Origin of the sequence: Streptomyces sp. NPDC058464 (genome assembly GCF_042721035.1) — a bacterium.
Lineage (GTDB): Bacteria > Actinomycetota > Actinomycetes > Streptomycetales > Streptomycetaceae > Streptomyces.
Genome location: NZ_JBHXMA010000049.1, coordinates 34,781 through 57,025 on the forward strand (window position 1 = coordinate 34,781; position 22,245 = coordinate 57,025).

At 72.6% G+C, this 22,245-nt stretch carries 12 protein-coding genes and 1 tRNA gene; 12 read left to right on the forward strand and 1 reads right to left on the reverse strand.

Annotated features, from left to right (window positions below):
• The first annotated feature begins 24 nt into the window (after positions 1–24).
• From bldG to ACFWPQ_RS43165, 12 genes are all read left to right on the forward strand, one after another.
• Positions 25–366: an anti-sigma factor antagonist BldG gene (gene bldG, locus ACFWPQ_RS43110; RefSeq protein WP_010986038.1), complete on the forward strand. Its 342-nt coding sequence runs from the start codon at positions 25–27 to the stop codon at positions 364–366.
• Positions 367–606: 240 nt separating this feature from the next.
• Entirely contained in the window at positions 607–1,041 is a 435-nt protein-coding gene (locus ACFWPQ_RS43115) for an ATP-binding protein (protein ID WP_361286144.1), read from the forward strand.
• Positions 1,042–1,457: 416 nt separating this feature from the next.
• A complete protein-coding gene (locus ACFWPQ_RS43120) occupies positions 1,458–3,869 on the forward strand; it encodes a sodium-translocating pyrophosphatase (RefSeq protein ID WP_384047993.1) in 2,412 nt (803 codons plus the stop codon).
• 321 nt (positions 3,870–4,190) lie between these two features.
• The gene (locus ACFWPQ_RS43125; RefSeq protein ID WP_384047996.1) at positions 4,191–4,862 is read left to right on the forward strand and encodes a small secreted protein; all 672 of its coding nucleotides are present in this window, start codon (positions 4,191–4,193) and stop codon (positions 4,860–4,862) included.
• Between the two features lie 369 nt (positions 4,863–5,231).
• Complete coding sequence (locus ACFWPQ_RS43130; RefSeq protein WP_384047998.1) at positions 5,232–6,761, forward strand: methyltransferase; 1,530 nt, start codon at positions 5,232–5,234, stop codon at positions 6,759–6,761.
• 315 nt (positions 6,762–7,076) lie between these two features.
• On the forward strand, positions 7,077–7,274 hold the full coding sequence (locus tag ACFWPQ_RS43135) for a hypothetical protein (RefSeq protein WP_384048001.1): 198 nt from the start codon (positions 7,077–7,079) through the stop codon (positions 7,272–7,274).
• A gap of 255 nt (positions 7,275–7,529) precedes the next feature.
• Positions 7,530–10,364 (forward strand): type I DNA topoisomerase, encoded by a 2,835-nt coding sequence (gene topA, locus ACFWPQ_RS43140; protein WP_384048004.1) that lies wholly within the window; start codon positions 7,530–7,532, stop codon positions 10,362–10,364.
• A 158-nt stretch (positions 10,365–10,522) separates the two neighbouring features.
• On the forward strand, positions 10,523–13,894 hold the full coding sequence (gene tmk / locus ACFWPQ_RS43145; protein ID WP_384048007.1) for a dTMP kinase: 3,372 nt from the start codon (positions 10,523–10,525) through the stop codon (positions 13,892–13,894).
• Between the two features lie 223 nt (positions 13,895–14,117).
• On the forward strand, positions 14,118–15,323 hold the full coding sequence (locus tag ACFWPQ_RS43150; protein WP_384048010.1) for a DNA polymerase III subunit delta': 1,206 nt from the start codon (positions 14,118–14,120) through the stop codon (positions 15,321–15,323).
• A 105-nt stretch (positions 15,324–15,428) separates the two neighbouring features.
• Entirely contained in the window at positions 15,429–17,039 is a 1,611-nt protein-coding gene (locus ACFWPQ_RS43155) for an alpha/beta hydrolase (RefSeq protein ID WP_384048013.1), read from the forward strand.
• Between the two features lie 107 nt (positions 17,040–17,146).
• Positions 17,147–17,223, forward strand: a tRNA-Thr gene (locus ACFWPQ_RS43160).
• 243 nt (positions 17,224–17,466) lie between these two features.
• Entirely contained in the window at positions 17,467–18,024 is a 558-nt protein-coding gene (locus ACFWPQ_RS43165; RefSeq protein WP_384048016.1) for a ricin-type beta-trefoil lectin domain protein, read from the forward strand.
• A 35-nt stretch (positions 18,025–18,059) separates the two neighbouring features.
• Here ACFWPQ_RS43165 and ACFWPQ_RS43170 read toward each other — a convergent pair whose 3' ends face one another.
• Positions 18,060–22,133: a BTAD domain-containing putative transcriptional regulator gene (locus tag ACFWPQ_RS43170; protein ID WP_384048019.1), complete on the reverse strand. Its 4,074-nt coding sequence runs from the start codon at positions 22,131–22,133 to the stop codon at positions 18,060–18,062.
• Between the last annotated feature and the right edge of the window lie 112 nt (positions 22,134–22,245).

Sequence of the window (22,245 nt, forward strand, 5' to 3'; positions counted from 1 at the left end):
CGATAGCAAGGTGCTGGAGGATCCGTGGACCTGTCCCTGTCGACCCGTACCGTCGGCGATCGTACGGTCGTCGAGGTCGGTGGCGAAATCGACGTATATACCGCGCCCAAGCTGCGCGAGCAGCTGGTCGAGCTGGTGAACGACGGCAATTTCCACCTCGTCGTCGACATGGAGGGCGTGGACTTCCTCGACTCCACCGGGCTCGGCGTGCTGGTCGGCGGCCTGAAGCGGGTGCGTGCCCATGAGGGCTCGCTGCGCCTGGTCTGCAACCAGGAGCGCATTCTGAAGATCTTCCGTATCACCGGCCTCACCAAGGTGTTCCCGATCCACACCTCGGTCGAGGAAGCGGTGGCGGCCACCGACTGACCCTGGGCCGGCCGACGTACCCCGGACCGCCGATCGGTCCGTGCCGTCCGGCCGGCTCTCGGCACAGGCTCGTACGCGTTGTACGGACGCCTGTGCCACCCCCGCCCGTTGGGGCCTGCATGCCCGTGCCGGTAGCCGCGCACGGTCCGCAGAGCCCGCGGCGCACGCAATTCATCGGGGGGCCCGGGTTCTTCGGCGACCCGGCCCCCTACCGCACGCCCGTAGTTCCGAGGGGGACGTATGGCCACCGTTGAACTCCGCTTCAGCGCGCTGCCTGAGCACGTCCGCACCGCCCGACTGGTGGCGGCGGCGGTGGCTCGCAGGGCCGGAGTGGACGAGGCCGTCCTGGACGAGGTCCGGCTGGCCGTCGGCGAGGCCTGTTCCCGCGCGGTGGGTCTGCACCAGGCCGCCGGCATCACCGAGCCGGTGCGGGTGGCGCTGATCGAGGAGGAGAAACAGTTCTCCATCGAGGTCGGCGACGAGGCACCCCGTTCGGCTCCCGGTGACCGGGCGTCCGGTGGCGCGGCGGACGTGGACGTGGAGACCGAGGAGGACGAGATGGGCCTCGCGGTCATCAGCGGCCTCGTCGACGACGTGGAGGTCACCGCCGGGGAGCACGGCGGGCTGATCCGCATGACCTGGCCGACCACCCCGCCCGGAGTCGCGCTCACCTGAGCGCCACCCCGTTTCGCGTACCGAAGGGCCCCACCGAGTGGGGCCCTTCGGCATGTCCGCGCCGACTCCGGCCGGTCGTGTCGGCCGCGTCGGCCACACCCGTCGCACCCCCCGCACCCGCCGCACCCCTTCCGCACCCGCCATACCGGTCGCGCCTGCCGTGCCGGTCGTACAGTGATCTGGTGCGATGGATTTAGTGAATTCATTCACGATCAATCAGGCGATAATTCGATCAAGTAAACGCCGCCGTCAATGCTTTTAGGGCATTACCGCTTTCGGGTTCGTCGGAGCGACCTCGATCATTTGCTGAAGAGCACGAGAAGGCCAATTCCGTTTACCGTCCCCTGTTTAGATCACTCGCGGGTACCTAGAATCCGTCCACATCTTGAGCTCAGTCCAAGCGTCAAGGAGGACGAATGGCGGGGCTTTCTACCCCTCATCAGTTGGGCCACCACCCCACAACCTTCGCAGCCGCGGTCCTGACCGACGACAACCGGGTCCTGGTGGCGGTCATCGCCGCCGTGGCGCTGGCCGCGCTCGTGGTCGCCTGGATCCTGGTACGCCAGGTGCTCGCGGCGGGCGAGGGCACCGACAGCATGAAGAAGATCGCGGCGGCGGTCCAGGAAGGCGCCAACGCCTATCTGGGCCGGCAGTTGCGCACGCTCGGCGTATTCGCCGTCGTGGTGTTCTTCCTGCTCCTGCTGCTGCCCGCGGACGACTGGAATCAGCGCGCCGGACGGTCGATCTTCTTCTTGATCGGCGCGGCCTTCTCGGCGACCACCGGTTATATCGGCATGTGGCTCGCCGTACGCAGCAATGTGCGCGTCGCCGCGGCGGCCCGCGAAGCCACCCCGGCGGCGGGCGAACCCGAAAAGGATCTCACCGCCGTCTCGCACAAGGCCATGAAGATCGCTTTCCGCACGGGCGGCGTCGTCGGCATGTTCACGGTGGGGCTCGGCCTGCTCGGCGCCTCCTGTGTGGTGCTGGTGTACGCGGCCGACGCGCCGAAGGTGCTCGAAGGCTTCGGCCTCGGGGCCGCCCTGATCGCCATGTTCATGCGTGTCGGCGGCGGCATCTTCACCAAGGCCGCCGACGTCGGCGCCGACCTGGTCGGCAAGGTCGAGCAGGGCATTCCGGAGGACGACCCGCGCAATGCCGCGACCATCGCCGACAACGTGGGCGACAACGTCGGCGACTGCGCCGGCATGGCGGCCGACCTCTTCGAGTCGTACGCCGTGACCCTGGTCGCCGCGCTGATCCTCGGCAAGGCGGCGTTCGGCGACTCCGGACTGGCCTTCCCGCTCCTGGTGCCGGCGATCGGCGTGCTCACCGCGATGGTCGGCATCTTCGCGGTCGCCCCGCGCCGCAGCGACCGCAGCGGCATGAGCGCCATCAACCGCGGCTTCTTCATCTCCGCGGTGATCTCGCTGGTGCTGGTCGCGATCGCGGTCTTCGTCTATCTCCCCGGGAAGTACTCCGACCTCGACGGAATCTCCGACGCGGCCATCCGGGCCAAGGACGGCGACCCGCGGATCCTCGCGCTCGTCGCGGTCGCCATCGGCATCGTGCTCGCGGCGGTCATCCAGCAGCTGACCGGCTACTTCACCGAGACCAACCGGCGTCCGGTCATGGACATCGGCAAGACCTCGCTGACCGGCCCGGCCACCGTCGTCCTCGCCGGTATCTCGGTCGGTCTGGAATCGGCCGTCTACACCGCGCTGCTGATCGGCCTCGGCGTCTACGGCGCGTTCCTGCTCGGCGGTACGTCGATCATGCTCGCGCTGTTCGCGGTGGCGCTGGCCGGCACCGGCCTGCTCACCACGGTCGGCGTCATCGTCGCCATGGACACCTTCGGGCCGGTCTCCGACAACGCCCAGGGCATCGCCGAGATGTCCGGCGACGTCGAGGGCGCGGGCGCGCAGGTGCTCACCAACCTGGACGCCGTCGGCAACACCACCAAGGCCATCACCAAGGGCATCGCCATCGCCACCGCCGTCCTCGCGGCGTCGGCGCTCTTCGGGTCGTACCGGGACGCGATCACCACGAACGTGCAGGACGTGGGCGCGAAACTCAGTGGTGCGGGCTCCCCGTTGACCCTGTCCATGGACATCTCGCAGCCCAACAACCTCGTCGGCCTCATCGCCGGCGCGGCGGTCGTGTTCCTCTTCTCCGGACTCGCCATCAACGCGGTGTCGAGGTCGGCGGGTTCGGTGGTCTACGAGGTGCGGCGGCAGTTCCGCGAGCACCCCGGGATCATGGACTACACGGAGCAGCCCGAGTACGGCAAGGTCGTCGACATCTGCACCAAGGACGCCCTGCGCGAGCTGGCCACGCCGGGACTGCTCGCCGTGATGGCGCCCATCTTCATCGGGTTCACGCTCGGTGTCGGCGCCCTCGGTTCCTACCTCGCGGGCGCGATCGGCGCGGGCACCCTGATGGCCGTCTTCCTGGCCAACTCCGGTGGTGCCTGGGACAACGCCAAGAAGCTCGTCGAGGACGGCCACCACGGCGGCAAGGGCAGTGAGGCCCACGCGGCCACGGTCATCGGCGACACGGTCGGCGACCCCTTCAAGGACACCGCGGGTCCCGCGATCAACCCGCTGCTCAAGGTCATGAACCTGGTCTCCCTACTCATCGCGCCCGCGGTGATCAAGTTCTCCTACGGACATGACAAGAGCATCGGCGTCCGGATCGTGGTCGCGGTCCTCGCGCTGGCCGTGATCGTCGGCGCGGTGTACGTCTCCAAGCGGCGCGGTATCGCCGTCGGCGACGACGAGGACAGTGCCGAACACGTGGCCAAGTCGGCCGATCCCGCGGTGGTTTCGTAGGCGGTCTTACGACGCCCACCGGAGCCTTCGCGAGGGTGCTCGCGAGGAGGACCGGTCAACGAGCGGGCGGATGGCGTGTGCTGACACGCCGTCCGCCCGTTTCGCATGCCGAGGCGCTCGCCGTCCGGCGTGCGCCGGGGTGTGCCGGGGTGTGCCGGGGTGTGCTCGGGGAGCGGGGGATGTTCGCGTCGTCTCGTCGTGAGCCTTCTCTCTCTTGGTGCAAAGGTGCACAAAAGCATACTTAGTGGGTACTTCCGTGAGGGCGCTGTCCGTCCGCCGTGTAGATTCCGGGGGCCGAGAGCCATGGAAGGGACCGATCCGGTGAACAAGAAGCTCGCGGCCGCACTGTCCAGCGGTGCGGTACTGGTGGTGGCGCTGTCCGGGTGCAGCAGCAACAAGGGCACCGACCCGAAGCTGATCGCCTGGGCCAAGACCGTGTGCGACGCGGTGCCGGCGCAGGACGCGAAGATCAAGGCGGCGAACGAGGCGATCTCCACGGCGGTCTCGGACACCACGAGCTCGCCCGCGACCATCCAGAAGACCGACTCCCAGGCGTTCCAGGACATGTCCGACGCCTACAAGGCGCTCGCCTCCGCCATCAGCGGCGCCGGTGCGCCCCCCGGGGTCGAGGAGGGCGCCAAGCGGCAGCAGAACGTCGTCACGACCCTCAACAGTCTTTCCGCGTCGTACGCCGACCTGAAGAAGAAGGTCGACGCGCTCGACACCAAGAACCAGGCGAAGTTCGCCTCGGGCCTGCAGGACATCGCCTCCCAGACGACACAGCTGGAGGCGCAGAGCAAGAGCGGCACCGCGGCGCTGAACGCCCTGGAGCAGGGCGAGGTCAAGGACGCCATCGCCGAACAGGCCAGCTGCAAGAAGGTCGCCGCGACGACGGATCCGGCGTCGACACCCGCGTCGGGATCGACGCCGTCCTCGGCCGCCTCTTCGTCGGCCTCTTCGTCCTCGTCCTCGTCGGCGTCGACGGCGGGCTGAGACAGGGGCTGCCAAGCCTCCGGGGCCGGGGTCGGCGCCGGGGGCCGTGGCGGGGCCGGGCGGGACCGGGCGGCGCCGGGAGCCGAAGCCGGCGCTGTGCGCCGAGGCCGGACACCGAGCCCCGGCGGTCCGGCGCTCCGGAGCCGTGTGCCGAGTCCGTCGGGCTGAGCTGAGTCCGTCGGGCTGAGCTGAGTCCGGCGGTCCGGGGCTGAGCCCGGTGGCCTGGGCCGGAGTCCGGTGGCCTGGGGCTGAGTCCGGCGGTCCGGGCTGAAGTCCCGCGGTCCGGGCCGGAGCCTCGGAGTCCAGGCCGGAGTTCCGCGGTCCGGGCTCGTGTGCTGAGCCCGCGGCGGGGCGGGGCCGCGGGCCACAATGGAGGGCGTGACTGACTCCGGCCTCGCCACTCTGCCCGCCTCCGACCGCCCCGACGTCGCCGCCCGGCTGCGCACCGCCCTGCTGGGCGCCTCCTTCACCGCCGACGGGCTGCTCGACCTGCTCGGCGCACCCGCGTACGCGGCGCTGGCCCGCAGCGAGACGGTGCCCGCGCTGCGGGCGACCCGCGGGGACACGCCCCTGGAGACGCTCGTCCGGCTGTTCCTGCTCCAGCAGCCCGTGCCGCACGCGCGCGTGGTCGGCGTGCTGCCCCTCGACGACCTCGTGGACAGTGGCTGGCTGACCCGTGTGGGCGGCGACGAGTTCGCGGCCACCGTGGATGTACGGCCCTACGGCGGGCCCGACGGCGAGGACTGGTTCATCGTGTCCGACCTCGGGTGCGCGGTCGGCGGCGCCGGTGGCATCGGGCAGCGGCACGAGGGTGTGGTCCTCGGGGTCGGCGGCGCGTCCACGACGCTCGCCGGCATCACCGTCCGTACGCCCGTCACCGCCGCCCTCGACCTCGGCACCGGCTCCGGGATCCAGGCGCTGCACGCCGCCCAGCACGCCACGCGCGTGACGGCGACCGACCTCAACCCCCGCGCGCTGCACATCACGGCGCTCACGCTGGCGCTCTCCGGCGCACCGGCGGCCGACCTGCGCGAGGGCTCGCTGTTCGAGCCGGTCAAGGAGGGGGAGACGTTCGATCTGATCGTCTCCAACCCGCCGTTCGTGATTTCGCCCGGCGCCCGGCTGACGTACCGGGACGGCGGGATGAGCGGGGACGATCTGTGCCGCTCGCTCGTTCAACAGGCCGGGGAACGGCTGAACGAGGGCGGGTTCGCGCAGTTCCTCGCCAACTGGCAGCACGTCGCGGGAGAGGACTGGCAGGACAGGGTCAGGTCGTGGGTGCCGCGCGGCTGCGACGCGTGGATCGTGCAGCGCGAGGCACAGGACGTCAACCAGTACGCCGAGCTGTGGCTCAGGGACTCCGGCGAGCACCGCGGGGACCCGGCGGAGTACCAGGCGCAGTACGACGCGTGGCTCGACGAGTTCGAGGCGCGCAAGGTGAAGGGGGTGGGATTCGGCTGGATCACGCTGCGGAGGACGGACGCCGCGGTGCCCTCGGTCACCGTGGAGGAGTGGCCGCATCCGATCGAACAGCCGCTCGGCGAGACGATCCGCGCGCACTTCGACCGCCTCGACTACCTCCGTGACCACGACGACGCGGATCTCCTCGAAGGTCATTTCAGGCTTGCCGTCGAGGTGGTCCAGGAGCAGGTCGGGCTGCCCGGCGCCGAGGACCCGGAGCACGTGGTGCTGCGCCAGCACCGCGGGATGCGCCGCGCGACCAAGGTGGACACGGTGGGCGCCGGGTTCGCGGGGGTGTGCGACGGCACGCTGAGCGCGGGCCGGATTCTCGACGCCATCGCGCAACTGATGGGCGAGGACCCGGTGTTGCTGCGCGACCGCACGCCCGCGCAGATCCGGCTGCTGGTGGAGCAGGGGTTCCTGGAGCCGACGGCCTGACGGGTCGGCGGTCTGACGGGTCGGCGGTCTGACGGACCGGAAGACGTGCCCCGTGGATCCGCACGAGGTCCACGGGAGGCCCATGGGAAGGCCCACGGGAAGCCCGTAGGACACGCCGGAACAAGAAAAAGGCCGGAAAAATGTGGCCGGAACGTTTGGCGGGCGGCTCATCGTTAGTCCGTCGATCGGATGTTCGAGCGGCTTACGGCTGCCCGTTCACCTCGATTTCGCCCGTCGGCCTCCCGCCCGCCGCCCGCACGTGCCAGTCTCCGGGCGCTGGGCAGTCGCAGACGGCAGGGAAGGGGTGCGCGGGTCATGGAGAGCGGACCGGCGATCTTCGCGGGGGTGGTGTTCGCCCTGTTCGGAGGCGCACTGCTGGTGTGGACCGGGACCCGGCTCCGGCGTGGCGAACCCGTCGCCCAGGGTGTGAGCCAGGTCGCATCCGCGACCCTCGCGAGCCTCGCCGCGGTGGTCGCGCTGGGCCTCGCGGCGTACTGCCTGACCCGCCCCTGAGGGCAACCCGTCGGTAATCGGAGCGTCACGCTCCGGACAGGGCCGGAAGAGCGACCGGGGACTCCGGGCGGCAGGAATGGCGGTAGTCGGGTTACCGTTCGAGTGGCCGTTGTGAGCTTTTCCCGTTTGACACGGGGGCGGGATGTACCGTCACACTCCGCAGCGTCACCAAGTGAGCGGGCATCCCTGCCCGTGCCACGACCCCGGGAGCAAGGCCTGGGGAGGCCCCAGCGTCGACCGGAGAGAAGAGCGAAGTTGTCCCCGACCAGCGAGACCGCACAGGGCGGCCGCCGACTCGTCATCGTCGAGTCGCCTGCCAAGGCGAAGACGATCAAGGGCTATCTGGGCCCCGGATACGTCGTCGAAGCGAGCGTCGGGCACATCCGTGACCTTCCCAACGGCGCCGCGGAGGTGCCCGAGAAGTACACCGGCGAGGTCCGGCGCCTCGGCGTGGACGTCGAGCACGACTTCGAGCCGATCTATGTGGTCAACGCGGACAAGCGGGCCCAGGTCAAGAAGCTCAAGGACCTGCTGAAGGACTCCGACGAGCTCTACCTCGCCACCGATGAGGACCGCGAGGGCGAGGCGATCGCCTGGCACCTCCAGGAGGTGCTCAAGCCCAAGGTCCCGGTCAAGCGGATGGTCTTCCACGAGATCACGAAGTCCGCGATCCAGGCCGCCGTCGCCAACCCGCGCCAGCTCAACCAGAAGCTCGTCGACGCCCAGGAGACCCGCCGCATCCTCGACCGCCTCTACGGCTACGAGGTCTCGCCGGTCCTGTGGAAGAAGGTCATGCCGCGCCTGTCGGCCGGCCGTGTCCAGTCCGTGGCGACCCGGCTCGTGGTGGAGCGGGAGCGCGAGCGCATCGCGTTCCGGTCCGCCGAGTACTGGGACCTGACCGGCACCTTCGGGACCGGCCGGGCAGGTGACCCGAGCGACCCGTCGTCCCTGGTCGCCCGCCTCCAGGCCGTCGACGGCAAGCGCGTCGCCCAGGGCCGTGACTTCGACTCGCTCGGGCAGCTGAAGTCCGCGAACACCCTCCACCTCGACGCGGCGAACGCCCGCGCGCTCGCCGCGGCCCTGGAGAACACCCGGTTCTCGGTCCGCTCGGTCGAGTCCAAGCCGTACCGCCGCTCGCCCTACGCCCCGTTCCGTACCACGACCCTCCAGCAGGAGGCCTCGCGCAAGCTCGGCTTCGGCGCGAAGGCCACCATGCAGGTGGCCCAGAAGCTGTACGAGAACGGCTACATCACGTACATGCGTACGGACTCCACGACGCTGAGCGACACCGCGATCGCGGCCGCCCGCGCCCAGGTCACGCAGCTGTACGGCGCCGACTACCTGCCGGCCCAGCCGCGGACGTACGCCGCGAAGGTCAAGAATGCGCAGGAGGCCCACGAGGCGATCCGCCCCTCGGGTGATCGTTTCCGCACCCCCGCGGAGACCGGCCTGACCGGCGACCAGTTCAAGCTCTACGAGCTGATCTGGAAGCGGACCGTCGCCTCCCAGATGAAGGACGCGACCGGCAACAGCGTCACCGTGAAGATCGCCGGCGCCGCCGCCGACGGCCGGGACGTCGAGTTCAGCGCCTCCGGCAAGACGATCACCTTCCACGGCTTCCTGAAGGCCTACGTCGAGGGTGCCGACGACCCGAACGCCGAGCTGGACGACCGCGAGCGCCGGCTGCCCCAGGTCGCCGAGGGCGACGCGCTCAGCGCCGAGGAGATCACGGTCGACGGGCACGCCACCAAGCCCCCGGCCCGCTACACCGAGGCCTCGCTCGTCAAGGAGCTGGAAGAGCGCGAGATCGGCCGCCCGTCGACGTACGCGTCGATCATCGGCACGATCCTCGACCGGGGTTACGTGTTCAAGAAGGGGACGGCCCTGGTGCCCTCCTTCCTGAGCTTCGCCGTGGTCAACCTCCTGGAGAAGCACTTCGGCCGGCTGGTCGACTACGACTTCACCGCCCGGATGGAGGACGACCTCGACCGCATCGCCGCAGGTCAGGCGCAGGCCGTGCCGTGGCTGAAGCGCTTCTACTTCGGCGAGGGCGGCGAGGGCACCACCACGGGCGGCGCCGCCGACGCCGGCAACGGCGACGGGGACCACCTCGGCGGCCTCAAGGAACTGGTGACCGACCTGGGCGCGATCGACGCGCGCGAGGTGTCGTCGTTCCCGGTGGGCAACGACATCGTGCTGCGGGTCGGCCGCTACGGCCCGTACATCGAGCGCGGCGAGAAGGACTCCGAGGGCCACCAGCGCGCGGACGTGCCGGAGGACCTGGCCCCCGACGAGCTGTCCGTCGAGCTCGCGGAGGAGCTGCTCGCCAAGCCGAGCGGCGACTTCGAGCTGGGCGCCGACCCGGAGACCGGCCACCAGATCATCGCCCGTGACGGCCGCTACGGCCCGTACGTCACCGAGGTGCTCCCCGAAGGCACCCCGAAGACCGGGAAGAACGCGGTCAAGCCGCGCACGGCGTCGCTCTTCAAGTCGATGGCCCTGGACACGGTCACCCTGGCGGACGCGCTCAAGCTGATGTCGCTGCCGCGTGTCGTCGGCGCCGACGCCGAGGGCCAGGAGATCACCGCGCAGAACGGGCGCTACGGGCCGTACCTGAAGAAGGGCACGGACTCGCGCTCGCTCACCTCCGAGGACCAGCTCTTCACGATCACCCTCGAAGAGGCGCTCCAGATCTACTCCCAGCCCAAGCAGCGCGGCCGGGCCGCCGCCAAGCCGCCGCTGAAGGAGCTGGGCACCGACCCGGTCAGCGAGAAGCCGGTCGTGGTGAAGGACGGCCGCTTCGGGCCGTACGTCACCGACGGCGAGACCAACGCGACCCTGCGCTCCGGCGACAGCGTCGAGGAGATCACCCCGGAGCGCGGCTACGAGCTGCTCGCCGAGAAGCGGGCCAAGGCGCCCGCCAAGAAGACGGCGAAGAAGGCGCCCGCGAAGAAGACGGCGGCCGCGAAGAAGGCCGCGCCGGCCAAGAAGGCGGTTGCCAAGAAGACCGCCGCGAAGAAGACGACGACCACGGCGAAGACGGCGGCCAAGAAGGCGACGGCTTCCCGGACGGCGTCCGCGGAGGACTGAGTTCGGATCGAGCTGAGCGAGGACCGAGGGGTCTGAAAAGGCCTCCGGCCCTCACATCGGCTTCGCAATGTGCACGCCCCGGCATCAACTTGGTGTCGGGGCGTGTGTACCTGTGGACGGCGCGGCGGGCTGTCCGTGGCTGCCGATAGGCTGAAAGCATGACGCGAGCCGAGCAGCCAACGGCCCCCCAGACAGATCCGGACGACGCGCTGGTAGCGGATTCCCGCGAGCGCGCGGTCCGCTCGCTGCTGCGCCGACCCGAGCTCAGGCGGTTGTGGAGCGCCCAGCTCGTGAGCGGGATCGGCGACAGCCTGGCGTTGCTGGTGCTTGTCGTGCTCACGCTCCAGGCGGCCGTCGCCCAGGGCTCCTTCGGCGGTGGTTACCGCGGTGCGGCGCTCGCGGTGACGATCGTCTTCGGGGTACGCATTCTGGCCACCCTCCTCTTCGGGGCGGTCCTGCTGGGCCCGCTCACCACGCTGACCGGGCAGGACGGCCCGCTCGACCGCCGCTGGACCATGGTCGGCGCCGACGGTCTGCGCACCGTTCTGCTGATCATCGCGCCCCTGTGGATCGACTGGACCCCGGCGAACGCCCTGACGCTCGTCCTGGTGACGGCCTTCGTCACCGGAGTCGCCGAGCGCTTCTGGACCGTCTGCCGGGAGAGCGCGGCCCCCGCGCTGCTGCCCGCCCCGCCCCCGGAGGGCGCCACGGTACGACCGCTGCCCGACCACCTCGACGCCCTGCGCCGCCTTTCGCTGCGGACGACGTTCCTGGCGATCCCGCTCGCGGCCGCCGCCCTGGTCGTCGCGTCCCTGGTCAACAACCTGCTGGGCACGGGCATCGCCTGGTTCGCCCAGCACCAGGCGGCCCTCGCCTCGTACGTGGCGGCGGGCCTGTTCGCCGCGTCCCTCTCGGTGCTGGTCTACCTGGAGGTGCCCGGCACCCGCACCCCGCGCGCGCGGTCGCCGCTGGAGGGCCTGCGCCGCCCCAAGACCGCCGCCGGCACCGACACCGGCCGCACCGGCGCCATCCCGCTCCTGGTGCTGGCCTGCGCCGCGGTCGCCGGGGCGATCTCCGCCGCCGTCGCCGTCTCCGTGCTGCACGCCAAGGACCTGGGCGGCGGCCCGGTGCTGTACGGCCTGCTGGTGCTCGCCCTGACCGGCGGGGTCGCCGTCGGCATCCGTACGGCGCCCTCGCTGCTGCCGACGCTCTCCCGCCGTCGGCTGCTGTCGCTCGCGATCGCCTTCACCGGTATCGCGCTGCTCGCCGCTGGTCTGGTTCCGGACGTCACCACCGTGCTGCTGATCGTCGCGCTGGCCGGCATCGGCGCGGGTGTCGCCGCCAACACCGGGCACACCCTGCTCGACCAGGAGACCGAGGACTTCCGCCGGACGCGGACGACCGAGCACCTGCACGCGGTGGTCCGGGTCGCCATAGCGCTCGGCGCGCTGATCGCCCCCCTGGTGGCCGCGCTGATCGGGCCGCACCGGCTGGAGAACGGCAAGTTCGTGTTCGCGCACGGCGGCGCCGCCTTCACGCTGATGCTGGTCGGCGCGCTGCTGCTGCCGGTGGCCGCCCTGGTGCTCGCCAAGGTCGACGACCGCGCGGGCGTACCGCTCCGCCACGACCTGCGGGACGCGCTGCTCGGCGGCGACGACCCGGTGCAGGCCCCCACGGCCAACGGTTTCTTCATCGCCCTGGAGGGCGGCGACGGCGCCGGGAAGTCCACCCAGGCCGAGGCCCTCGCCGAGTGGATCCGGGCCAAGGGCCACGAGGTCGTCCTCACCCGCGAGCCGGGCGCCACCCCGGTCGGCAAGCGGCTGCGCTCGATCCTCCTCGACGTCTCGTCCGCCGGTCTCTCGCACCGCGCGGAGGCGCTGCTGTACGCCGCCGACCGCGCGGAGCACGTCGACACCGTCGTCCGGCCCGCCCTGGAGCGCGGCGCGGTCGTCATCTCCGACCGGTACATCGACTCCTCCGTCGCCTACCAGGGCGCCGGCCGCGACCTGTCCCCCACCGAGGTCGCCCGGATCAACCGCTGGGCGACCGCCGGACTCGTCCCGCACCTGACCGTCCTGCTGGACGTGGAGCCGGAGACCGCCCGCGAGCGGTTCACCGAGGCGCCCGACCGGCTGGAGTCGGAGCCCGCCGAGTTCCACGCACGCGTACGGGCCGGCTTCCTCACGCTGGCCGCCTCCGACCCCGGCCGCTACCTGGTCGTCGACGCCGGCCAGGAGCCCGAGTCGGTCACCACCGTCATCCGGGCCCGGCTCGACACCGTGCTGCCGCTCTCCGAGGCCGAGATCAAGGCCGCCGAGGAGGCGCGCAGGAAGGCCGAGGAGGAGGCCCGCCGCAAGGCCGAGGAAGAGGCCGCGCGCAAGGCCGAGGAGGAGCGCCTGGAGCGCGAGCGCCAGGAGCAGCTCGCCAAGCTGCGCGCCGAGGAGGAGGAGCGCAAGCGCCGCGAGCTGGAGGAGGCGCAGCGCCGCGAGGCCGAACGGCAGGCGGAGGAGGCCCGGCTGCGGGCCGAGGAGGCGCGTAAGCGGGCCGAGGAGGAACAGGCCCGGCTGCTCGCCGAGGAGAAGGCCCGCGCGGAGGCCGAGGCCCGCCGCAAGGCCGAGGAGGAGCAGCGCCGCAGGCAGGCCGAGGAGGAGGCCCGGCTGCGTGCCGAGGCCGAGGAACGGCGCCTGGAGAAGCAGCGCAAGGCCGAGGAGGCCCTCCTCAAGGCCGAGCAGGCGCGGCGCGCCGCCGCGGAGGCGGCGGCAGCGGCCGACGTGGCCGCCCAGCAGTCCGCCGCACGGCAGCCGACGGCTCCCGGTGTCACACCGGAGGCGATGACGGTGCCGACGCCGGTGGTGAGGCCGGAGGCCGGGCGGGGCGAGTCGGAGGCCGGGCGGGGCGAGTCGGAGGCCGGGCGGGGCGAGTCGGAGGCCGGGCGGGGCGAGTCGGAGGCCGGGCGGCGTGCGCCGGAGGCCCGGGACGACGAGACGAAGGTGCTGCGCCCGGTGCGGGAGGAGTCGGCGCCCGCGGCCCGGGAGTCCGACGCCGAGGTGACGGCGGAGCTGCCGCAGCCGCCGGTGCGGCCCGCGGGGGCGGCCGACGAGACGGCGGTGCTGTCGCCGGTGAAGCCGGGCGCGGTGGACGAGACGGCGGTGCTGCCTTCGGTGGGCGCTGCCGACGAGACGGCCGTACTGCCGCCGGTGCCGTCCGGCGCGGCCGACGAGACCGCCGTACTGCCTCCCGTGCGTGGCGATGCCGCCGCTCCCGCCGACGCCCCGGCGGACCGGATGCCGCCCGGGTTCTTCCGGGACGAGCGGGCGGGCGGGAACCCCGACGGTTCCGAGGGCAGCACCCGTGAGCTGCCGCAGGTCGACACCGACGCTCCGGCCCCGCGCCGGCGTCCCCGGCCCGACTGGGCCGAGGAGACCCCGCTGGACGACCTGCCGTCGCTGGCGGACGAGCTGCTGGGGTCGTACGACGAGTCGGATCACGACGACGAGCGGGGCCGCCGGGGTCGCGGTCGGCGCGGCTGAGGCTCCGGTGCGCGGGGGCGGTGCGGGCCGGGACTGCCGGCCGGTGCCGCCCCCGTCGCCGTTGCCGTTGCCATGGGCGGGCGGGGGAACCGGCTGTCCCGGTCGCCCGCGGACCCCGCTGTCAGTGGGCACCCGCACAATGGAGTCCGGACCACGGAACCGGTGGGCTCCGGGACCGGTACCTGTCGGGACCGGTACCTATGACGAAAGGGCGGCGTGACCCATGACCGTGTGGGACGACCTCGTCGGGCAGGAGCGGGTGAGTGAGGTGCTCACCGCCGCCGCCCGGGACGCCGACGCCCTCGTCACCGCGGCCGCGACCGACCAGCCGCTGCCGGAGTCGTCGAAGATGACGCACGCCTGGCTCTTCACCGGCCCGCCCGGCGCCGGCCGCAACCAGACGGCACGGGCCTTCGCCGCCGCGCTCCAGTGCGTGAGCCCCGACCGGGCCCTGGGCGGCGCCCCCGGCTGCGGCTTCTGCGACGGCTGCCACACCGCACTGGTCGGCACCCACGCGGACGTCACCACCGTCGCCGCCGTCGGCGCCGAGATCCTGGTCAAGGACATGCGTGACACGGTCCGCAAGTCGTACACGTCCCCGGCGACCGGCCGCTGGCAGATCATCCTCGTCGAGGACGCCGAGCGGCTGAACGAGAAGTCGGCCAACGCCGTCCTCAAGGCCGTCGAGGAGCCCGCCCCCCGCACGGTCTGGCTGCTCTGCGCGCCCTCCCTGGAGGACGTGCTGCCCACGATCCGTTCCCGTTGCCGCCACCTGAACCTGCGCACGCCCTCGGTGGAGGCGGTCGCCGACATGCTCGTCCGGCGTGAGGGCATCGAGCCCCAGGTGGCCGCGGCCGCCGCCCGCGCCACCCAGGGGCACGTCGACCGGGCCCGCAGGCTGGCCACCGATCCGGCCGCCCGTGAGCGCCGCGCGGCCGTGCTGAAGCTGCCGTTGCGGGTGGACGAGGTCGGCGCCTGCCTGAAGGCGGCCCAGGAGCTGGTGGACGCGGCGGCGGAGGACGCCAAACAGCTTGCCGAGGAGATGGACGGCAAGGAGACCGAGGAGCTGAAGGCGGCGCTCGGCGCGGTCCAGGGCGGGCGGCTGCCGCGCGGTACGGCGGGCGTGATCAAGGACCTGGAGGACATGCAGAAGCGCCGCCGGACCAGGACCCAGCGCGACAGCCTCGACGTCGCCCTCACCGACCTCACCGGTTTCTACCGCGACGTCCTCGCCCTTCAGCTGGGGTCCAGGGTCGCGATCGCCAACGCGGACGCCGAGGACGCCCTGGAGCGGCTGGCCCGGGCCGGCTCGCCCGAGGCCACGCTGCGCCGGATCGAGGCGATCGGCGCCTGCCGGGAGGCCCTGGACCGCAATGTGGCGCCGTTGCTGGCGGTGGAGGCGATGACGATGGCGCTCAGAGCGGGCTGACGGCATCCAGCGCTCGGGCGTGCACGGCGTTGACCGGGGTCACCCGTACGAGCCACAGTCATCACGCACGGCACGGAGATCATTTCTCGGCGTTACGCTCGATTGATGCACATCAGGCGAATCCCCCGCCGGACCCGAAATCGGCCCCGGGCCCATACCCGGACCATGGCAGCCGCCCTGTTCTCGGCCGCCGCGCTGCTCGTCTCCGCGTGCTCCTCCTCGGGGGACGCGTCGACGTCGGCGGCCACCTCGGCCGGCGCCGCCCAGCTGGCCGCACTGCCCCGTTCGACGCCGTCCGCGCTGGCGCCGTACTACGACCAGAAGCTCACCTGGCGCGACTGCGGGGTCCCCGGTTTCCAGTGCGCGACGATGAAGGCCCCGCTGGACTACGCCAGGCCCGGCGCGGGTGACGTCCGGCTGGCGGTCGCCCGGAAGAAGGCGACCGGCAAGGCGAAGCCGCTCGGTTCGCTGCTGGTCAACCCGGGCGGGCCGGGCGGCTCGGCGGTGGACTACCTCCAGCAGTACGCGGGCATCGGCTACCCCGCCGAGGTGCGGGCGCGCTACGACATGGTCGCCGTGGACCCGCGCGGAGTCGCCCGCAGCGAGCCCGTCGAGTGCCTGAACGGCCCGCAGATGGACAGGTTCACCGAGACCGACATGACCCCCGACGACCAGAAGGAGACGGACCAGCTGGTCGGGGAGTACAAGACGTTCGCGGAGGCCTGCGGGAGGCATTCGGCGCAGGTGCTGCGCCATGTCTCCACCGTGGATTCGGCGCGGGACATGGACGTCCTCCGGGCGGTGCTCGGCGACCCCAAGCTGAACTACGTGGGGGCGTCGTACGGGACGTTCCTCGGCGCGACCTACGCGGGCCTCTTCCCGGAGCGGGTCGGCCGGATGGTCCTGGACGGCGCGATGGACCCGTCCCTGTCCGCGCGTGAGCTGAACCTCCAGCAGACGGCCGGGTTCGAGACGGCGTTCCAGTCCTTCTCCAGGGACTGCGCGAAGCGCACCGACTGCCCGCTCGGCCCCAAGGGCAGCACACCGACGCAGATCGCGGACAACCTGAGCACGTTCTTCCAGAAGGTGGACGCGCACCCCGTCCCGACCGGCGACCCGGACGGCCGCAAGCTGACCGAGTCCCTCGCGACGACCGGCGTGATCGCGGCGATGTACGACCAGGCGGAGTGGGAGCAGCTGCGCGACGCCCTGCGCTCGGCGATGAAGGACAACGACGGCGCGGGTCTGCTCGCCCTCTCCGACAGCTATTACGAGCGGGACGCCGACGGCCGCTACTCGAACCTGATGTTCGCCAACGCCGCGGTGAACTGCCTGGACCTGCCGCCCGCCTTCGCCGGCCCCAAGCAGGTCGAGAAGGCGCTGCCCGAGTTCGAGAAGGCATCGCCGGTGTTCGGCCCGAACCTGGCGTGGGCGTCGCTGAACTGCGCGTACTGGCCGGTGAAGGCGACGGGGGAGCCGCACCGGATCGAGGCGAAGGGCGCCGCCCCCATCGTCGTGGTCGGCACCACCCGCGACCCCGCGACCCCCTACCGCTGGGCCCAGTCCCTGGCCCGCCAGCTCTCCTCGGCCCGCCTCCTCACCTACGTCGGCGACGGCCACACCGCCTACGGCCGGGGCAGCACCTGCATCGACTCGGCGATCGACACCTACCTCCTCGACGGCACCCCACCGGCGGAGGAAAAGCGCTGCTCATAGCCCCTGCGACCGGCCCCGGAGCCCTCGCTCCGGGGCGTGTACGGAGCACCCCCGGAAACTGTGTAGACTTACCGAAGTCGCTGATCGCACCATAGTGCGGGCGACGCGCCGCTTTAGCTCAGATGGCCAGAGCAACGCACTCGTAATGCGTAGGTCTCGGGTTCGAATCCCGAAAGCGGCTCCATCGGAAACCCCGGATCAGAATCTCTCTGGTCCGGGGTTTTTTGGTTTTTGGGTGGTGGTCGGGCGCCGGGGGGCTACTGGGTGGGGCTCAAGGCTGGTGGTTCGTGGGGGGTGGTCGGGGGGTGGGTGATCGTGATGGTTGCGTGGTGGGGGGAGTCCGGGGTGTCGGCGGTGGGGTCCGGGACGTGGGACTCGGTGGTGATCGTGAACGCGTCCGAGGTGAGGGGGAGCCGAGGGCGTCCAGGTGGGTGTCCAGGAGGCGGGTGAAGAACTCGCGGACGCGGTCGGCGTGTTCGGTGCCGCGTTGGATCGAGCGGTCGAAGTGGGGCTGGCCGGAGACGGACACGGTGGCGTGGCCGGTGATCTGGATGGTGGGCAGTCCGTGTTCGGCGGCGGCGCGCTGTACGGCGTTTCGGGCGACGTCGGCGGCCAGTGTGTCGAGGTGGGTGGTCTGGGTGGGGGTGAGGGTGGTGGTGTCCGCGCCGGCGAAGGTGATGTCGTGGGTGAGGGGTGCGACGGCGACGCCTGGCAGAAGTGGGTCTTCAAGTCCGACGGCAGCGTGCGCTCCATGGGCCTGTGCCTGGACATCGCCAACGCCTCCCAGGACAACGGCGCGGCCATCCAGCTGGCGACCTGCAACGGCGGCTGGGCCCAGAAGTTCAACCTCAACAGCTCCCACGACCTGGTCAACTCGGTGATCGGCAAGTGCGTGGACGCCAAGGACTCGGGCACCGCCAACGGCACCCGGCTCCAGCTGTGGGACTGCGCCGGGACGTCCAACCAGAAGTGGCGGCTGGCCTGAGCCCGGCAGCCGTCCCGATCCCGGCAGCCGTCATGTCAGCTCCGCGGGACCCTGCCTTCCGCGGCGGCCCGGGCCGCCTCCACCAGGTGCCTCGAACCCCACCGCCGTGCCACGTCCTCCGCGAGGGCGAACTGCCGTCGCGCCTCCTCCTCGTCACCCAGCAGCCGGTACAACTCGCCCAGCGAGTGGGCGAACGGCCGGGTGGCGAAGGAGACGCTGGCGGCACCGGCGAGCTGGGTGCGCAGCGGCAGCAGCAGCGGGACCAGCTCCAGCGCGGTGGTCATGTCGCCCAGCAGGAACGCCAGTTCGGCCCGGAGAGACAGGGCGATGCCGTACAGGTGGTCGGGTACGACGGGTACGGCGGCCTCGGTGCGCCGGCCGAGCGCATGCGCCTGCCCGTGCTCGCCGAGCCGGGCGAGGACCACCCCGAGGGCGAGCTCGGCGGTGGGTTCGGGTTCGGTGAGGAGGGCCCGCAGCAGCGGTTCCGCCTCTCGAGGGCGGCCCTGCCCCAGCCGTACGGTCGTCAGCCCGAGGACGTGCACGAAGTCGCCGTACGGCGATCCGCGGGAACGCAGCCGCTCCCGCACCTCCGTGTAGCCGGCCTCGGACTCCGCGAAGCGGCCCTCGACGTGGGCGAGCATGGCCAGGGTCGTCAGGTTGATGGTCTCCGCCTCCGCCAGCCGGTGCCGCCGGGCGACCGTCCGGCCCTCCCCGGTGTGCCGGCGGACCTGGGCGACGTCGTTGCGGGCACCGGCGGCCATGGCCCCGATGTGCTCCCGCACCCAGCTGTTGGCGGGCAGGTCGTGCGCGTACCCGAGCACCCGCAGTTCGGTCGCCAGCGCCTCGCGGCGGTCCGGGAACCCGTCGGGTGTGACGGCGGACGCGACGGTCAGCGCGGAGGAGAGCAGCAGCGGGTCCCCGACCGCACGGGCGACGGCCAGCCGCCGCCCCGCCTCCACCACCCGCCCCGCACGCCCACCGACACCCGCCCCGGTTCCGGCGTCCGTCCCGGCTCCGGTGCCCGCTTCGGCTCCGGTGCCCGCTTCGGCTTCGGCGCCAGCTTTGGCTCCGGTGCTCGCTTCGGCTTCGGCGCCCGTCCCGGCTCCGGTGCCCGCCTCGGCTCCGACACCCGTCCCGGCTCCGGTGCCCGCTTTGGCTTCGGTGCCCGTCCCGGCTCCGGCGACGACATCGCCCCCGCGGCCGTTCCCGCCGTTGCCGTTGCCGTTGCCGTTGCCGTTGCCGCTGTCGCCCCCGCTCCCGTCGGCGTCCCCGCGCCCCCCTTCGTCCGCAGGGGCGGGTGGCAAGGTGCCGAGGACGGCCGGGTCCAGGTCGGCGCGTGCGATCAGCCGGTCGACGAACGTGTCGACCGCCGCCGGTTCGACCAGCCCCCACGGCCCGCTGAGGGCCCCGCTCGGCGCCGGCTCCGGTCCGATCCACGCACCGAGGGCCGCCGCCGCCAGTTCGTCGTGCCCGAGGCCCTCGGCCGCCGCCAGGGCGCGCTGCCTGGTGTGCCGTGCCGCCACGATGGCCCCGGCCCGTATCTCCGCCCGCAGCAACCGTCCGAGCAGGGCGACCAGCCGCCCCGCCCGGCCGCCTCCCGCGTCGCCGATCCTGCCGCCGTCGGTGCTGCCGTCGGTGCTGCCGTCGGTGTGGCCGTCGGTGTGGCCGTCGGTGTGGCCGTTCGTGTCCCAGGTCGTGTCGCCGTCCGCGGTGGCGGCGGGTATCAGGGCGAAGGACTCGATCGCCTGCGTGAGCAGTTCGACCGCGGTGTCGTGGGCGTAGCGCCGCTCGGCGAGGTCGGCCGCGCCCAGCGAGTACTCGACGGCGAGCCCTGCCGTCCGCCCGTTCGCCGCCCGTGCGAAATGGTGCGCGAGGGCCGCCAGGTCGTCCGGACGGCGCCGGCGCAGCACCTCCGCCAGACGGGCGTGCAGCCGTGCGCGCCGTACCCCGACCAGGTCGGTGTAGAGGGTGTCGCGGACCAGCGCGTGCGCGAACCGGACCACCCCCGGCGCCGGTTCGGTCAGCAGCCCGGCCACGACGCCCGCCTCGACGGCGTCGAGCACGTCGTGTTCGCCGTGCCGTGCCGGGTCCGCGGCCTCGACGAGCACACCGACCTCCGTCTCGCGGCCCACCACCGAGGCGAGCTGAAGGACGGCCGGTGCCCCCTCGGGCAGCTGCCGCAACCGTCGGCGCAGCACGTCGCGCACGCCCTGCGGCACCTCGGAGACCGCCACCAGGGCGCCCTCGCTGGCGAGCAGCCGGGCGCTCTCGCGGACGTAGAAGGGGTTGCCCCCCGTGCGCTCGGCGAGCGCGGTCACGATGGCCGGGTCGACCAGCTCCCCGCACACCGCGCCGACCAGGGTGGCCACCTCCGGCAACGGCAGCCCGCCGAGCGCCAGCCGGAACGGCGAGCGGTGGGCGAGTTCGGCGAGGGTCTTGGTCAGCCGGTCCGCCGCGTCGGCCGGGCGGTACGCGGCGATCACCAGCACCGCTGAGCCGACCAGCTCGGCGGCGCGTTCCAGCAGGGCCAGCGTCTCGCCGTCCGCCCGGTGCAGGTCGTCGAGGACGACCGCCAGCGGTGCCTTGGCGGCGGCCTCCCGCAGCCAGGCGGCGAACGCCCGGTGCAGCCGGAACCGTCCGGCCGACGCCGCCCCGCCGTCCGGGACCGGGAGCCCGGTACCCCCGAGTCCGTCCGCTCCCCGTTCGCCGTAGCCGGTCTCCTGGAGCAGCGCGCCGAGCGCGTCCGGATCGGTGGGCGGCACGCGGCGGGCGAGCGCGTCGAGCGCCTCCGCCCAGGCCCAGGCGGAGGGGGCGCCGTCGAACTCGGGGCAGCGGCCGACCACCACGGTCCAGCCCTGCTCCCGCAGCCACAGCCGGTACCGGCCGAGCAGCGCCGACTTGCCCGCACCGGCCTCCCCGGTCACCAGGACCACACCACCGCCCCGCCGGGCGGCACGCGCGACCTCGGCCAGGGCCCGCAGTTCGCCGTCCCGGCCCACGAACAGCTCCTCGGTCGGCTCCTCGGTCGGCTCCTCGGTCGGCTCCTCGGTCGGCTCGTCGGTCGGCTCGTCGGCCGCCAGGTCCACGACGGCTGGGGCCGCGGAGTCCGCGAAGGGTACGAGCGGGACGGCCGAAGCCGGTACGGGCGCCGACCGCGCAGTCGGCACTGTGGGCACTGTGGGCATTTTCGCCCCCGGCGCCCCTGCCGCCCCTGTCGCCACCGGCGCCCCTGTCGCCACCGGCGCCCCTGCCGACGACGACGCCACCGTCGCCCCTGCCGGCACTGACGACACCGACGACACCGACGACACCGACGACACCGACGACACCGACGGCACCGACGGCACCGACGCGTGCAGGATCTCGGTCGCCCCCGCCAGCAGGGCCTTCTCCAGTTCGGTCAGCGCGTCGCCCAGGCCCAGGCCGAGTTCGTCGGCCATGACGGCGGTGGCGCGCCGCAGCTCGGCCAGCGCGTCGGCACGCCGCCCGCCGGCCCACAGCGCGAGGGCCAGCAGCCGCCAGCCCTCCTCGCGCAGCGGATGCTCCCGCACGAGCGCCTCGGCCGCCGGCACCGCCTCCGCCGGGGTGCCGGACGCGAGGGCCGCACCGATCGCCAACTCCCGTGCCGCGAGATGCAGATCACCCAGCCGGGCCGCCTCGGCGGCCGCCCACTCCTCGTCGGCCCACTCGCCGTACGCGGTCCCGTGCCACCACCCGACGGCCTCCTCCAGGAGCCGCCGGGCCTCGGCCGGAGGTGCCGTACGGGCCCGCCGCACCGCCGCCTCGAACCGCCAGGCGTCGACCGACTCTTCGGGCAGCCGCACCGCATACCCGGGCGCGACGCTGACCAGGACACCGGCCGGGGTGCGCGGCGCCCGACCGGGTTCGAGCGCGCGGCGCAGGTTCGACACGTAGACGTGCAGGGAGGCCGCCGCCTTCTGCGGGGGCCGGCCCCGCCACAGGCGGTCGATGAGCCGGTCGACGGGCACCACCCGGCCGCGGTTCGCCAGCAAGAGGGCGAGGACCGCACGTTGCCGGGGGCTTCCCAGGTGGACCGGTGCACCGTCGATGTCGGCACCGATCGGCCCCAGGACCTGAACAGAGAGCATGAACGGGCAATTTACAGCGCCACTTCGTCCCCTCGGAGGCGCTCCGTGGCGTGTCCGAACGCTTCCCGGGGCGCGATGGGGACCGGCCCGCGCCCGGCCCGCGCCCAGTGTG